This window comes from Allokutzneria multivorans, from assembly GCF_039537405.1.
In the GTDB taxonomy this organism is placed as follows: domain Bacteria; phylum Actinomycetota; class Actinomycetes; order Mycobacteriales; family Pseudonocardiaceae; genus Allokutzneria; species Allokutzneria multivorans.
This window is the reverse complement of record NZ_BAABAL010000007.1, coordinates 53,260-68,507: the sequence shown is the minus strand read 5'-3', so window position 1 is coordinate 68,507 and position 15,248 is coordinate 53,260. Positions and strand designations below refer to the sequence as shown.

Annotated in this window: 8 protein-coding genes; 3 read left to right on the top strand and 5 right to left on the bottom strand. The window is 69.5% G+C overall.

What is annotated here, in order from left to right; all coding sequences use genetic code 11:
• Positions 1 to 2: 2 nt before the first annotated feature.
• Together ABD798_RS12735 and ABD798_RS12730 are read right to left on the bottom strand one after the other, a co-directional pair.
• Positions 3 to 7,268 (bottom strand): SDR family NAD(P)-dependent oxidoreductase, encoded by a 7,266-nt coding sequence (locus ABD798_RS12735; protein ID WP_344874144.1) that lies wholly within the window; start codon positions 7,266 to 7,268, stop codon positions 3 to 5.
• A complete protein-coding gene (locus ABD798_RS12730) occupies positions 7,265 to 8,242 on the bottom strand; it encodes a prenyltransferase/squalene oxidase repeat-containing protein (RefSeq protein ID WP_344874142.1) in 978 nt (325 codons plus the stop codon). Before ABD798_RS12730 ends, ABD798_RS12735 begins: the two co-directional genes overlap by 4 nt.
• A 231-nt stretch (positions 8,243 to 8,473) precedes the next feature.
• Between ABD798_RS12730 and ABD798_RS12725 the strand changes: the two genes are divergently transcribed.
• Together ABD798_RS12725 and ABD798_RS12720 are read left to right on the top strand one after the other, a co-directional pair.
• Positions 8,474 to 10,063 carry a class I adenylate-forming enzyme family protein gene (locus ABD798_RS12725; protein WP_344874140.1) on the top strand — a complete coding sequence of 530 codons (1,590 nt, stop codon included), beginning with the start codon at positions 8,474 to 8,476 and terminating at the stop codon, positions 10,061 to 10,063.
• Positions 10,060 to 11,319 (top strand): cytochrome P450, encoded by a 1,260-nt coding sequence (locus ABD798_RS12720; protein WP_344874138.1) that lies wholly within the window; start codon positions 10,060 to 10,062, stop codon positions 11,317 to 11,319. Before ABD798_RS12725 ends, ABD798_RS12720 begins: the two co-directional genes overlap by 4 nt.
• On the opposite strand, the gene ABD798_RS12715 is transcribed toward ABD798_RS12720, so the two are convergent.
• Both ABD798_RS12715 and ABD798_RS12710 read right to left on the bottom strand, forming a co-directional pair.
• Entirely contained in the window at positions 11,282 to 12,190 is a 909-nt protein-coding gene (locus ABD798_RS12715; RefSeq protein WP_344874136.1) for a MaoC/PaaZ C-terminal domain-containing protein, read from the bottom strand. The genes ABD798_RS12720 and ABD798_RS12715 overlap by 38 nt on opposite strands.
• 201 nt (positions 12,191 to 12,391) lie before the next feature.
• Positions 12,392 to 12,805, bottom strand: a complete 414-nt coding sequence (locus tag ABD798_RS12710; RefSeq protein ID WP_344874134.1) for a VOC family protein — start codon at positions 12,803 to 12,805, stop codon at positions 12,392 to 12,394.
• Between the two features lie 66 nt (positions 12,806 to 12,871).
• Between ABD798_RS12710 and ABD798_RS12705 the strand changes: the two genes are divergently transcribed.
• Positions 12,872 to 14,587 carry an MFS transporter gene (locus ABD798_RS12705; RefSeq protein WP_344874132.1) on the top strand — a complete coding sequence of 572 codons (1,716 nt, stop codon included), beginning with the start codon at positions 12,872 to 12,874 and terminating at the stop codon, positions 14,585 to 14,587.
• On the opposite strand, the gene ABD798_RS12700 is transcribed toward ABD798_RS12705, so the two are convergent.
• Entirely contained in the window at positions 14,572 to 15,210 is a 639-nt protein-coding gene (locus tag ABD798_RS12700; RefSeq protein ID WP_344874130.1) for an HSP18 transcriptional regulator, read from the bottom strand. The genes ABD798_RS12705 and ABD798_RS12700 overlap by 16 nt on opposite strands.
• Between the last annotated feature and the right edge of the window lie 38 nt (positions 15,211 to 15,248).

Here is a 15,248-nt window from a genome sequence, read left to right as displayed (position 1 = left end):
TGCTACCGCTCCACCATTCGCTCCAGCAGCTGGCCCGCGAGTTGTTCCACGCTCGGCCCCTTCATCAGTTCCATGATCGTCACCTTGGCGCCCAGCTCGCGTTCGAGCCACGAGCTGATCTCCACCGCCAGCAGCGAATCCAGGTAGTCCATCAGCGGCTTGGTGTCGTCCAGATCCGTCGACGGCATGCCGAGCACGGTGGCCACCCGCGCCCGCAACACCTCGCGGAGCAGGAGTTCGCGCGCGTCACCGGTCTGCGTGCGCAACCGCTGGCGCAGCGATCCGGACACCGCCTGCTCGGAGCTCGCCGAGCCGTGCAGTTCGACCTGCTCGGCGTAGCGGGGCGGCACGTCCTCGCCGTACTGCTGGAAGAACCTGGGCCAGTCCATCGGCAGCACACCGACGTTGGAGTGCGTCGTCGACAGCAGCTCGCTCAGCACGCGGAACGCCTCGTGCGTGGTGAAGTCTCGCATGCCGGAAGCCGCGACGAGCTTGGCCACATCGGCGTGCCGCGCGACGTAGCCCGCGTCGGAGATCGCGCCCCAGTTCACCGCGAGCGCCGGAAGCCCTTGGGCGGCACGGTGTTCGGCGAGCTGGTCGAGGAAGCTGTTGGCCGCGGCGTAGTTCGCCTGACCACGGTTGCCGATCATCGAGGCCGCCGAGGAGAAGAGCACGAACGCACGCAGCGGCAGCTCCTTGGTCAGCTCGTGCAAGTGCCACGCGCCCAACGCCTTCGGCGCGTACACCCGCTCCATCCGCTCACTGTCCAAGTCTGCAAGCAAGACGTCGTCGAGGACCATCGCGCAGTGCAGTACTCCGGCGAGCGGTGGGAGATCGCGGGCGATCCGCTCCAGAACGCCTTCCATGGACGACCGCGAACTCACGTCAGCCGCTTCGACGACGACCGAAACACCCTTGGCGCGCAAAGCTTCCACGCGGTCAGCAGCCTCCAGGCGAGAAGCGCCGGAGCGGCCGAGCAGCACGAGGTGCGAAACCCCTGCGGAGGCGAGCGAGTCGGCCATGGCCAGGCCGACCCCGCCGAGGCCGCCGGTGATCAACCACGTCCCGCTCCAGTCGATCGGGCGAGGCTGAGGGCGCACGGTCACATCGCGCTCGTCCATCGCGAGCACGAGCTTGCCGACGTGCTTCGCCGCGGCCATCTGGCGGAACGCCGCCTCGGCCTGGCGCGGGTGGAACACCCGGTACGGCAAGGGGTTCAGCTCGCCAGAGGCCAGGAGCCCGACGAGCCGCTCCAGCTCGGCGCGCACCTCGGCGGGGCGGTCGACGATCAGCTGGCGGAGGTCGAAGCTGAGGTAGGCCAGGTTGCGCAGGAACGGACGAAGCCCGAGCCGCCGGTCATCGAGCAGGTCGCGCTTGCCGATCTCCACGAACCGCCCGTAGGGAGCGAGGCAGTCGAGGCTCCGCGTGGCCGCCGCGCCGGTCAACGAGTTGAGCACCACATCGACCCCGGCACCACCCGTGACGGCCCGGACGTGCTCGACGAAGTCCAGCGACCGCGAGTCCATCACGTGCTGGACTCCCAAGGACCGCAACAGTGCGCGCTTCTCCGGGCTGCCCGCCGTCGCGAAGACCTCAGCACCCGCGCGGCGCGCGATCTGGATCGCCGCCAAGCCCGTGCCACCCGCTGCGGAGTGGATCAGCACGCGGTCGCCGGGCCGCACCCGAGCCAGCCGCTCCAAGGCGTACCACGCGGTCAGGAACACGATCGGCGTGGACGCGGCCTCCTCGAAGCCGAGCGCGGCGGGCTTGGCCACCACGTTGACCGCGTCGAGCGTGACGTGCGAAGCGACCGCCAGCTGAGCGCTGCTGACCGCGATCACGGGGTCGCCGGGGCTGAGACCGGTGACGTCCGCGCCGACACGGGTCACCACACCGGAGCACTCCGCGCCGAAGCGGTAGGACGACGTGGTCTCCAGCGCCGGAACCTGGTCGAGCGCCGTCATCAGGTCGAGGAAGTTCAGCCCCGCCGCGACGACCTCGATCTCCACCTGCCCGGGACCGGGCTCGTGGAACGGGACGGAGACGAAAGCCAGCGAATCGAGCGCGCCGGGCGTGCCCAGCTCCAACGCGTACGCATCCGCTCCGGCGGAGACCCGTGGTGCAGGAAGGGAACGCAGCCGCCGCACGAAACGCGTCCCCGCGCGCAGAGCGATCTCCCGCTCAGCACCGGGGGAGACCAGTTCACGCCACACAGCTTCGATCTCGCCGGGCTCCGGCGAAGCGGCCAGGTCGATCATCGTGCACTTCGACGACGGGTGTTCCAGGCCCGCGACCGTGCCGACACCCCACACCGGTGCTCCGGCGAGGTCCACCGAGTCAGCACGGACCGCGTGCGTGCCCCTGGTCAGCAGGAAGACCCTGGACGACTCGAACTGGAACAGCCCTGCGATGTCCATAGTGGACTGTCCACAGAAGACGATCCGGACGGGTGCGGTCACCTCCGGCTTCTCGCCCGGAGCCGCGAGGACCGCCCGGCCACCGTCAGCCGTCACCCGGGCGGCGATCTGCGACGCGAGCGCGTCACCCGGCTCAGCGACGATCAGCCACTCGCTGACATCGCCCCAAGCCTCGGTGACCCGAAATCCGGTGGAGCTGGCAGGAGTGCGGGCGAGCAGCACGGCCTGTGCGCCCGCGCCAGTGTGCCCGGGATCGCCGAGCGCCGCGACGTCCTCGAAACCGGCCGAGCGCAGCACTTCTCGCCAGGCGTCGACGCCGAGCAGCGGGCCGTCCTTGCGCAGCGCGAGGTCCCGGAAAGCCCACCAGCCCGTGGTGAGCCCGAACGTCAGGTCGAGTTGACGGTTCCCGGGCAGCGCCTCGATGAGGCCGAGCACGCCGCCCGGCGCAAGAGCGTCCTGGAGGTGGAACAGCGTGCGCTTCAGGTCGCTGGTCGCGTGCACGACGTCGGAGGCGAGCACGATGTCGAAGGAGCCCGGCTCGATGCCCTGCTCTTCGAGATCCCGCTCAATGTCCAACGTGCGCGCGGTGACGAAACCGTAGGTGCCGAAGCGATCCCGGGCCGCCTGTGCGAACGCGGGGGAGACATCGGTGAACACGTACTCCGTGCGCTCGGGCGGCAACACGCCGAGCACGTTCACCGTCAAGCCGCCCGTACCACCGCCGACCTCAAGCACCCGCAACTGCCGCCGAGGATCAGTGGCGGCGACGAAGCGCTCCAGTGCGCGCTTCATCAGGATGTTGTAGAGGCGCGACACCGGCGAACTCTGGTAGATCGGCTCGGTCTCCTCCTGCGAGCCCGCCGGGAACAACAGCTCCAGGGGATCAGCCTCGCCGGTGAGAACGTCGTACAGCCGCGAGCCGGTCTTGCGCAGCAACAACAGCTCCCACGCCGCCGACGGGTGGCGGGTGAAGGTGCGCGACCAGAGCGCCTCAGTGTCCACAGTGGATGGACCGGTCCGACGGAACCGCTCCCCGTCCTGACCGAGCAAGCCATCGGAGACCAAGAAGGCCAGGTAGCCCGCCATCGCCTGACGCAGACGCGGTTGCAGTCCGGAGAGGTCGTCGAGGCCGAACTCGTGGCCGACACCGAACCGTGCGAGGCAGTCCAGCACATATGCGGAGCACAGCTCGTTGAGGTCGCCCTGGTACTCGGTCGCGTAGCCGTGCCGTGAGAGCCGGACCGCCGTGGTGGCGGCCTCTTCGTCGAGCGCAAGCTCCGATGGCGCGAGCGTGATCGCGCTGGCCACAGCGGTGCCCGCGCCGTCGGACTCGCGGTCGACCTCCCAGGCGAGGTGGTAGAGGTGGTCCTCGATCCCCGAGCTGTCGTGCCGAAGGACCTTGCCCTCAAGGCGCAGGTACTCCGCGAGCAGTTCGCCGGAAGCGCCCAGCACGCGGATGTCGACGGACAAGCCGTTCACGTCGTGCTTGTGCGCGATGGTGTGGCACCACGCGGCCTTCGAGAGATCGCCGTGCACGCGCACGTTCGCGATCGAGGTCGGCAGATAGGTGTGCGGCAGCAGCTCCAACGGCTTGTCGGCGGTCGGGTGCAGGATGCCGCTCTGGAAGCACGCGTCGAGCACGGCGGGGTGGAACAGGTAGCCGTCGAGGGCTCGGCGCAGCAGGCGCGGCACGACGATGCGGGCGAGCGACTCGCCGGGGCCGACGTGCAACCGGTCGATGCCGCAGAACGTCGAGCCGTAGCGGTATCCCTTGTCGCTCAACACCTTGTAGACGTCGGTGGCCGCGAAGCTCCGATCACACCGAGCCCTGATCGCCTCGACGCTCTCCGAGGTGTCCACGGTGGAGGACGCGGCGTGGAACCTGCCGTGCACGGCGCGAATCCACGTCGACCCGCGCACGGAGCGGTGGTGGACCTGGAAGGTGCCGTCATCGGGGTTCAGCTCGATCCGGCTCAGCTGCGGATCTTCCTCGTCCAGCACGCACGCGCGCTCGAACGCCACGTAGTCCAAGCCACAGCTCTGCCCGGTCAGTTCGCGCGCCGCGACGAGCGCAGCCTCCACGTAGGACGCTCCGGGAACGATCACCGAGCCGAACACGTCGTGCTCGCCCACCCAGGAGAGCCTGTGGTCGCTCCAGCGGATCTCCCACGTCGGCCGGACCGCGTCGACGCGCTTGAGCATCGGGTGCTCCTGCCCGCCTGCCCGGTAGCGCAGCGACACCTCGCTCTCGTTCCAGTAGCTCTCGCGCACCCACGGATTCGTCGGCAGGTCGAGCACGTCGGCGGCCGGGTAGCGCCGCGCCCAGTCGATCTCGTGACCCGCCACGTACAGCTCGCCCAGCGCGCCCAGGAACGACGGCCAGTCCTCGCTCTTGCGGGACAACGAGGCGAGCACGAGCGCGTCCTCGCTGATCTCCTTGAGGGAGTTGGCCAGCACCGGGTGCGGGCTCAGCTCGACGAAGGTGTCCACGCCGTCAGCGACCAGCGCGCGCACGGCGGGCTCGAACAGCACGGGCTGGCGGAAGTTGCTCCACCAGTAGTCCACGCCCAGCTCGGCGCCGTCGATCCGAGCCCCGGTGACCGTGGAGTACATCGGGATCGTGGTCGCTCCACCGGACATGCCGTCCAAAGTGGACAGAAGCTCCTCGCGCAGCGGGTCCATGTCCTGGCTGTGGCACGCGCAGTTGACCTTGAGCACGCGGGCGAAGACTCCGCGCTCGCCGAGCTCGGCCGCGACCGCGTCGAGCACGGGCAAGCGGCCGGAGAGCGTGCTGGCGCGCGGGCTGTTCTCCGCTGACAGCCACAGTTTCCCCGGGTGCGCCTCGCAGAGGGCGAGCGCCTCGTCCTTGCCGAGCGCGACGAACATCATGCCGCCGGTCGGATCGGCCTTCTCCTGGATGCGCGAGCGGTGGCAGATCACGCGCAACGCGGTGTCGAGGTCGAGCGCGCCGCTGACGTGAGCAGCAGCGATCTCACCCATGCTGTGGCCGAGCACGGCGTCCGGCACCACGCCCCAGGACTTCCACAGCTCAGTCAGCGCGACCTGGAGCGCGAACATCGTCGGCTGGAGGCAGTGCGTCTCGTGAACGCGCGAGGATTCTTCCTCGGCCACAAGGGCTTCGTAGATCGACCAACCGAGGTACTTGTGCGCCAACCGATCGCACTCAAGGATCTTCTCCCGGTACACCGGACTGGTCTCCAGCAGCTGGCGCCCCATCGCGTACCACTGCGGACCCTGGCCGTTGTACAGGAACGCGATCCGTCCGCGCTGCTTCAGAACGTCCTTTGTGGACACATCGCGTAACGCGGTGACGAGTTCGGGAACCGTGGAGCCCGACACCGCGAGCCGGTGGCCGTGGTGGGACCGGCGGAGCGCGAGGTGCCCGGCCAACCGCTCGGGTTCGATCGGCTCGCGTTCCAAGCGGTCCGCGACCTGCGCGGCCAGCTCCCGCAACGCCGTGGAGTTCCGCGCGCTCAACGTGATCAGGCTGGGGGAGGGCGACGCCGCGACAGCAGGAGCTTCGACGGACGGAGCCTCGCCCAGCACGACGTTCGCGTTGGTGCCACCGAAGCCGAAGGAGTTCACGGCGGCCACCGCACGTGGGTACCGGCTCGGCCACGGCTGCACGGCAGTCGGCACCGCGACGTGCAGCGCCTCCAAATCGATGTCCGGGTTGGGCGCGCGGTAGTGCAGGCTCGGCGGAATGCTGCGGTGGTGCACGCTCAGCGCCGCCTTGATCAAGCCAGCGATCCCAGCGCCCGCCTCAAGGTGGCCGATGTTGGTCTTGATGGAGCCGATCAGCGCGCTGTCCCCGTCGCCGCGACCTTCGCGAAGCACGCGGCCCAGCGCGTTCGCCTCGATGGGATCACCAACCGGCGTACCGGTTCCGTGCGCTTCGACGTAGCCGATCTCCGAGGCCGCGACACCCGCACGCTCCAGCGCCACGCGGAAGTTGGCCTCCTGCGCGTCACCACTGGGCAGCGTGATCCCCTGCGTGCGGCCGTCCTGGTTCACCGCAGAGCCGTGGATCACCGCGTACACGCGGTCGTTGTCGGCCAGTGCACGACTGAGCGGTTTGAGCACGACGACGCCCGCGCCCTCGCCGCGCACGTAACCGTTGGCGCGCGAATCGAAAGCACGCGAACGGGAGTCGGGCGAGAGCATCGCGGCCTGGCTCAACGCGATCGCGAACTGCGGCGTGAGCATGACGTTCACCCCGGCCGCCAACGCCAGCTCGCTCTCGCCGCTGCGCAGGCTCTCGCAGGCGAGGTGCACCGCGACCAGGGAGGACGAGCACGCGGTGTCGATGGTCATGCTGGGGCCGCGCAGGTCCAGCGTGTAGGACAGGCGGTTGGAGACGATGCTCATGAACGTTCCGGTCGCCGAGTGCGGGCCGAGCCCCTCGACCTCGCCGGGCGCGGACTGCAAACCGCCGTAGTCCTGGCTGCACGCACCGACGAACACGCCGGTCTGCCCACCGGCGAGCTTCGCGGGGACGACGCCCGCGTCCTCCAGCGCCTCCCACGCGACCTCCAACAGCAGCCGCTGCTGCGGGTCCATCTGCTCCGCGACCCGGCCGGAGATGCCGAAGAACGCCGCGTCGAAGGTGTCGACCTCGTCCAGGAAGCCGCCCTCGCGCGCGTTCATCCGGCCCGGCTGCTGGGCCTTGGGTGCGTAGAAGCGCTCGACGTCCCAGCGCTGCGGGGGAATCGGGCCGATCGCGTCGACGCCGTCGCTGAGCACGCGCCACAGCGACTCGTGATCAGCCACGCCGCCGGGCAGGCGGCAGCCGATGCCGACGATCGCGACCGGGTCGGGGGAATGGGTCATGTCGCGGCCTCCAGCTCAGCGAAGCGCTTCAGGGTGGAGAGCACCTGAGCGGTGGTGAAGATGTGTTGGGTGGCCCGGAACGACGCGTAGGAGCTGGTCGCCGGGTAGGGGTAGGAACCGCCGTCCCACGAGCCGTTTTCGCGTTGGCGCTCAAGAAGCCACGCGAGCCCCCTGCGCACTGCGGGGTGGTCGGTTCCGGTGCGCGCGTGCGCCAGGGTGCCCAGGGCGAGCGCGGTGTGCTGCTCGGGCGAGGAGTACTCGCCGAAGCCTTCGACCTGGTGGAACCAGCTGCCGTCGGAGCGCTGGTCGGACAGCGTGAAGTCGCGTGCGGCGGCGACGGCGGCGTGGTGGCCGAACTCGGCGAGAGCCGCGACGGCCGGGCGCATCAGGTAGTAGTGCGTCCCGTAGTAGTACCAGTTGATCCCGAAGTGCCCCTCCGGCCGCTGCGCCGCGACCAGGAAGTCCAGCGCTTCCTTGAGGTGCGGCGGGTCCATGTCGAGCCCGAGCAGCGCTTGGAGCGCGAACCCGGTCACCGAGGGCTCGGTCTGGAAGGCCTTGGGGATGTGCGAGTGCACCTCCTCCCACGGTCCTTCGGGAAGCTGCTGGGAGCACAGGAACTCCGCGCTCGAACGCGCCTCGTCGGTGCGGTCGAGCATGGTCAGCGCCGAGACGTACTCGCTGCTGGTCTCCGTGCAGTACTCGTCAGGAGTGGTGTCCAGCACGCCCCAGCTCAGCACGCCGCCAGGTTTCGCCTTGGCCCGAAGGAAATCCAGCGCGGCGTCGGTCGTGCCGTCGTCGGAGAACGGCGCGTCGTGGCGCCACGTGCCGATCGCCTTGAGCGCGTTGACGGTGTCCCACTCCTGGAAGACCAACGTCCCTGGATCGTCCACAATGGACCCGTCGGGAAGCTGCCTTCCCTTGAGCCAGCGGAGTGCGGCTGCCGCTGCCCCGGTGGCCTTGGCGCGGTTGAACATCGCTGGGGACTCCTGTGTCGGGGGTCTGCGGCCGAAGTATGCATCGAGCACGTGCCGGAATCCGAACGCCGAAGGCCGAATGCGCACAACCTTTCGGGTCAGGCCGACGCGGACCACCCGGCCTTTCGGCTACACCCGTTCGGCCGTTGACACAGGTGTTCGCCTGACGGAGGGTTCCTTGCCCAGCAGGGTTTTCCCACCCTGTGCCCACCTGCGGACGAGCGAGGTCACATGGCTGAGTCGGTCAACGGCCGCTGGATCGAGGCCACGACGCTGGGCGACCTGCTGGACCGGCGAGCCGAGGAATACCACGATCGGGTGGCACTGTCGTTCCCCGCCGAATCGGCGACGTACGGTGTGCTCGCCGAGCGGGCGAACCTGTTGGCGCGCGGGCTGATCGGCGCCGGTGTCGGTCGTGGCGACCCGGTCGGCATCATGCTGTCCAACCGCGTCGACTCGCTCGCCGCGCTGTTCGCCGTCGCGAAGATCGGCGCGATACCGGTGCCCGTCAACGCGCGCTTCAAGGGCTACGAGCTGAACCAGGTCGTCGCGCACTCCGGGCTGCGCGTGCTGGTCACCGAGCCCGCGTTCACCGACCTGCTCGCCGAGACGCTGACCGACGGCCCGCGCCTGGTGCTGCCGGATGATCCCGAATTCCTCGATCTGGCTGGAAGAACACCAGCCGATGAGGTGCGCCGACGGCAAGCTCTCGTCCGCGTCCGCGACACCGCGGTGGTCATGTACACCTCGGGCACCACGGCCAGCCCCAAGGGCGCGATGCTCAGCCACGAGGCGTTCTGCCGGTTCGCCGCGGCGACGGTGCACGAGCGCTTCGAGCTGACGCCGGAGGACCGCATCTGGACCGCGTTGCCGCTGTTCCACATCGGCGGGATCGCCTTCGCCATCGCCTCGATCTACGGCGGATGTTCCTACGTGCACACGGGTTTCTACGATCCTGTCGTGGCGCTCGACCAGCTGGAGTCGCAGCGCTGCACGGTCGCGTTGCCCGGCTTCGAGACGATCTGGCTGCCCGTGGTGAACCAGCCCGACTTCGCTTCGCGTGATCTGTCCGCACTGCGCTTGGTGATGGCCGTCGGCGTGCCGGAGCGCTTGCGCGACATGGCTTCCCGGCTCCCTTCCGCGACGCAGGTGTCGTGCTTCGGCATGACCGAGGCCTGTTCGTTCCTCGCGGTGAACCACCGGGACGATTCGCTGGAGGAGCGCGTCACCACAGGCGGGCATCCGTTGCCGGGCATGGAGTGCCGCGTCGTCGACCCGCAGACCGGCGTCGACCTTTCGCCGGGTTCCGAGGGCGAGCTGCTGTTCCGCGGCTCCAACTGCTTCGACGGCTACTACAAGGACCCTGAGCTTTCCCAACGGGTTTTCGATGCCGACGGGTGGTTTCACACCGGCGACATCGCCACGATGGACGCCGACGGCAGGGTCACTTTTGTCAGTAGGCTCAAGGACATGCTCAAGGTGGGCGGCGAGAACGTGTCCGCCGCCGAGGTGGAGGGCTACCTGCTGCGGCACGACGCCGTGCTGATGGCGCAGGTGGTCGGCGCGCCCGATGGCCACTACGTCGAGGTTCCCGCGGCGTTCGTGCAGCTCAAGCCCGATGCTTCGGTCGAGGAGCAGGAGCTGATCGACTTCTGCCTCGGCGCGATCGCGACCTACCGCGTGCCCCGCTACGTCCGCTTCGTCACCGAGTGGCCGATGTCCGGCACGAAGATCAAGAAGTACGTGCTGCGCGAGCGCATCGCCGAGGAGCTGCGCGAGCGCGGTATCACCCGCGCGCCGAAGCTGGTGTCGTCGCGGTGATCCGGGAGGCGTTGCGGCTGTACAAGGGCAAGGCCAGGCTCGTTCGCTCGGCGGCCCAAGGCGATCCTGTGTCACGCGTGCTCAACCTGCCGCGCGGTCGAGCGGGTTACGACCGCTACGAGGACATCCGCGCGGCCGGAGATCTCGTGCGCGGGCCGAGCGGCTTGTACATGACGGCCTCGCACGCCTTGTGCGGCAAGGTTTTGCGCTCCTCGGACTTCGGCGCGGTGCCGACCACGGTGTCGAAGCGGACGCTGCGCCCGGTCGGCGGTGGTGCTGGGCGGTTGGTGCACCCGCTGGACGACTCGTTCGCGTCGATCGACCCGCCGGAGCACGGCAGGCTGCGCAAGATCGTCGCGCCCGCGTTCACGCCGCAGGCCATGCGCGCGCAGGAGGAGTTCGTCACCGGCGTTGTGTCAGAGGAACTGGAACGGCTCGCTGGACAGTCCACTGTGGACCTCATCGGCGAGTTCGCCGTGCGCGTGCCGAGCCGGGTGATCTGCGAGATGCTCGGCATGCCCGTGGCCGACCACGAGCTGTTCGTGCGGTGGGGCATCGAGTTCGGCGCGATCGTCGACGGCGCGCGGACTCCGGGCGAAGTGCGCAGAACCCGCAAGCTGCTCACCGAAATGGCCTCGTACTTCAGCGATCTGTGCGACCGCCGAGCCGCCGATCCGGGCGAGGACCTGGTGTCGCGGATGGTGCGGGCGACCGAGGCGGGGGAGATGAGCCGCGAAGGCCTCGTCGCCACCTGCGAGGCGTTGCTGATCGGCGGCTTCGTCACCACCGCCAACATCATCGGCAACGCCGTGGTCGGCCTGTTCGACGAACCCGTTCAGCACCAACGCTTTCTCGCTGATCCCGCTGGCCTGGCGGCGACCCTCGTCGAAGAAACCCTGCGGCTGGACGCGCCCGCGCAGTACGGTGTTCGCATCGTGCGCGCGCCGACCACGCTCGCGGGGCGGGACCTCGCGGCGGGCTCGCCGATCGTGACGTTGCTGGCCGGTGCCAACCGCGACCCCGAGGTGTTCACCGACCCGCACCGGCTCGACCTCACGCGCCCCAACCCGCACGATCACCTGTCCTTCGCGGCTGGCATCCACTACTGCATCGGCGCGAGCTTGGCGCGGCTCGAAGGGCGGATCGCGCTCCAGGCGTTGTTCACGCGCTATCCCGATCTCCGCATCGCGGGCCGCGTCCGCTATTGCCCGTCGCGTGTCATTCGCGGTCCCGCGCATCTGCCGGTGCGCACGTGATCCGACAGTCTGCGAGCACCGGCCGTTCCGGCTCTCCGGGCACCACGGTGGCGAACAGGATTTCTTTACTGGAGCGCCAGATGCGTGTTTCCAACGCCTCTCCCGGGAACACCACGCCCGCGAACCTGGCTTCATAGCGACGAATTCGCGTCGGGTCGGCGCCGAGTACGGCATCCGTGACCGCCTTGCACACCATCCCGTACACGCACACGCCTTGGAGCGTCGGCCCGGGAAAACCGGCTGCGCGGGCGCGCTCGGGGTCGGCGTGCACCGCGTTGCGCTCGCCGCACAGCCGGTAGAGCAAAGCCTGCTGCGGCAAGGTCTTCGTCACCACCACCGCATCCGGCGCGCGGTCCGGCATCGGCACCGCGAGCTCAGCCGCCGAAGGCCCGCGCTCCCCGCCGAAGCCGCCTTCGCCACGCGCGTGAATGCTCGTGCGGAAGCTCAACAACGGCTGCCCGGCGGTGGTCAGCGACGCCTCCTGGACGATGATCGCCGCCGAGCCCTTGTCGTGCAGCGCCGTGATCCGGCTGCTCGCCGTCCCCGCGCCCGACGGAGGCATCGGCCGGTGCACCACGATCTCCTGGCGCGCGTGAACCAGCTTCGCCAACTCCAGCTCCACACCGGGAAACCGAATCTCCGGCGGCTCCGCGTGGTAGTGCTGAGCAGCCGCTACTCCGAGCGCGGCGGGCACCGTCATCCCGAAGGTCGGCAGCACGTGCGGCGCGTCCAGCAGATAGCGCAACTCCGCCGGATCGGTGTGCTCGGCGCCCGCCCCGAGCGCGAGGTGGTAGCGCACCACATCGTCCTCGCTCCACGCGAACTCGTTGTCAGGCAGAGCGAAACCGATCGCCAACTCCGGGTCCAACACCCCCCAACCCTAACCCCGGGCGGGACGTGGTGGCCAAGATCGTCGAGGCAACCGCCGTCGCGTGACCGGTCCCCGTTCCTCGGATCAGCAGTACCGAGTTCGAAGACCGCTGGGTTTGCGGCGGTTAACGATGATCAACAGGCGGGTTTGCTGGTCTTGAAGACACCCCAACCCCCGGCGGCACCGTGACCGGGATGCGCCTCAGACGGCGGGGGTCACGAAGACGCAGAAGGGGTGTCCTGCGGGGTCGGCGTAGACGCGCAGCGGTTCCTCGGGGTCCTCGCTGCGGTCGAGGAGCAAGTGTCCGCCCAGGCGCAGGACGCGAGAGTGCTGGTCGTCCAGATCGGCGACGGTCTCCACGGTCATGTCGAGGTGAAACTGTTGTGGCACAGGCGAATTGTCCGGCCAGCTCGCCGAAGGCAGCACGTCGACCTGTTGGAACGCGAGCTGCACACCGCCGGGGTTCCGCAACACGAGCCAGTCCGCGTCGCCGTCCTCGTCGCCCGGCCGGTAGGCCAGCCCGAGCAGCCGGCGGTAGAACTCCGCGAGCGTTCTGATGTCGGTGCCGTCGAGCACCACCTGCCGGATGACGGGCACCTTCTCCCGATCGGTCATGCAGAGGGTGTGCCCACGATCGACGCGGGGTAGTCCACGACGCGTACCGGAGGACGGGAGCGGACCGTGGCCGAGGAGAGCGTGAAGACCGATGTCCCGGCGCGGATGGACCGCCTGCCGTGGGCGAAGTGGCACTGGACCGTGGTGCTCGGCCTGGGCACGGTGTGGATTCTCGACGGCTTGGAAGTCACCATCGTGGGCGCACTGGGCGAACGGCTGACCGACCCGGAGAGCGGCCTGCGCCTGACGGAGACCGAAGTCGGGCTCGCGGCGTCCTTCTACGTGCTCGGCGCCGTCCTGGGTTCGCTGTTCTTCGGCTACCTCACGGATCGACTGGGCCGGAAGAAGCTGTTCCTGCTGACCCTCGCCCTGTACCTGGTCGCGACGGTGCTCACCGCGTTCTCCTTCAGCGCCTGGTGGTTCTTCCTCATGCGCTTCCTCACCGGAGCCGGGGTCGGCGGCGAGTACGCGGCGATCAACTCCGCGATCGACGAACTGGTCCCCGCGCGCGTCAGGGGCCGCGTGGACCTCATCGTCAACGGTTCGTACTGGCTCGGCGCGGCGGTGGGAGCCGCGCTGACCCTGGTGCTGCTCGACCCGAGCCTGTTCGCGGTGGACCTCGGCTGGCGGATCGCCTTCGCACTCGGCGCGGTGCTCGGCGTGGGCATCCTGCTGGTGCGCCGCAACGTTCCGGAGAGCCCGCGCTGGCTGTTCACCCACGGTCGCGCCGACGAGGCCGACAAGCTCGTCGGGGAGATCGAGCGCCAGGTGGAGCAGCAGACCGGCACGAAGCTGGAGCCGGTGTCCGAGCGCATCGAGGTGAAGCAGCGCGGCACGGTCGGCTTCGGCACGGTGGCCAAGGTCCTCGTGAAGACCTACCCGAAGCGCACGCTGCTCGGGCTCGGCCTCTTCATCGGGCAGGCCTTCCTCTACAACGCCGTCTACTTCACCCAGGCCCTGGTGCTCGGGCGCTTCTTCGGCATCTCCGGCGCGACGGTCGGCGGCTACCTGATCCCGCTCGCCGTCGGCAGCCTGATCGGCCCGCTGGTGCTCGGCAAGCTCTTCGACACCGTCGGCCGCCGCACGATGATCTCTCTCTGCTACTTGGGTTCCGGTGCGCTGCTCGTCGGAACCGGCCTGCTCTTCCAGCAGGGCCTGCTCACCGAGACGACGCTGACGCTCGCGTGGACGGCGGTGTTCTTCCTCGCCTCGGCGGGCGCCAGCGCGGCCTACCTGACCGTCTCGGAGATCTTCCCGTTGGAGATCCGGGCGATGTCGATCGCGTTGTTCTACTCGGTCGGCACCGGGCTCGGCGGCATCATCGGGCCCGTCCTGTTCGGCGCGCTCGTCGAGACCGGTGAACTCTCCGCCGTCGCGATCGGCTACTACATCGGCGCGGGTGTGATGATCTTCGGCGGCGTCGTGGAGATCGTGCTCGGCGTGGAGGCGGCGGGTCGCTCGCTGGAGGACATCGCCAGCCCGCTGTCGGCGAGCCCGAGCGGAGCGGGGGACAAGCCGCGCGTGTCCAGCCGTGCTGCCACACGTTCCGGGTACGCGCCGCTGCCGGGCACCTCCGACTACCCCTCCTCGGGCCCCGACGACGAGCGCGAGGCGGAGGCGATCCTCACCGCGCTCCAGCACGAGTCGCTGACCAGGGCCGAGCTGCGGGCACGACTCGGAGCCGCCCAGTGGGGGCCGGGACGCTTCACCGCGGCGTTGCGCCGGACGATCGCGGAAGGGGACGTCGTCGAGGTCGGGCGGGGTCGCTACCGCGCTCGCTGAGCGTCGCGGAGTTCGCTCGTGCGCTCGGTGATCTCGTCGATCTCCTCGGCCAGTGCGGGGTGCGCGCCGTGCAGGTGCACCGACGCGGCGGCGAGCGGCCCCAGAAGCGCTGCGCTGTCATCGGAGCCCAGCGCTTCGCGCACGTCGTCGACGCTGGCCCTCGCCGCCCCGGTGAGTCCGCTCAGCCCGGTGATCCGGCCGCTCAAACCGCGCAACCGGCCCGCGTTCTCGTTGGCCCACTCGTTCACCGCGCGCTCGCCCGCCCGCCGGTCGCGCTCGGCGCGCACGCGTGCTTCACCGGTGTTCTCGGGGTGGTCGAGGCCCTCGGTGCGCAGTCGCAGGTAGCGGCGCTCGGCAGCCTGCCTGCTGGCGACGCCGAGCGCCGGGGCGAGGCGCACCCAACTCGTCCCGCCCTCGCGCGCGGCGGTGATCAATCGGGGTTCCCACGCCGCCAGCTCCTCGCGCAGCCCGCGCAGCAGGGTCAGGGCGGCCAGCACCTCCTCCGGCGTCGCCGCGCCGTCCCCGGTGACGGAGCGGACCAGCTCCAGGGCTTGGGCTACCGGATCGGGCGCCCCAGTCGCCCGGGCGGAGAGGGCCTTTCTCGCCGCGCTGTCGTCGTCCATCGCCATGTCATCCTTTCGTTGACGCTCGGACTTGTCAT

Coding starts and splice junctions, on each gene's coding strand:
- ABD798_RS12735 (WP_344874144.1), bottom strand. CDS start 7,268: ATGACCCATTCCCCCGACCCGGTCGCGATCGTCGGCATCGGCTGCCGC.
- ABD798_RS12730 (WP_344874142.1), bottom strand. CDS start 8,242: ATGTTCAACCGCGCCAAGGCCACCGGGGCAGCGGCAGCCGCACTCCGC.
- ABD798_RS12725 (WP_344874140.1), top strand. CDS start 8,474: ATGGCTGAGTCGGTCAACGGCCGCTGGATCGAGGCCACGACGCTGGGC.
- ABD798_RS12710 (WP_344874134.1), bottom strand. CDS start 12,805: ATGACCGATCGGGAGAAGGTGCCCGTCATCCGGCAGGTGGTGCTCGAC.
- ABD798_RS12700 (WP_344874130.1), bottom strand. CDS start 15,210: ATGGACGACGACAGCGCGGCGAGAAAGGCCCTCTCCGCCCGGGCGACT.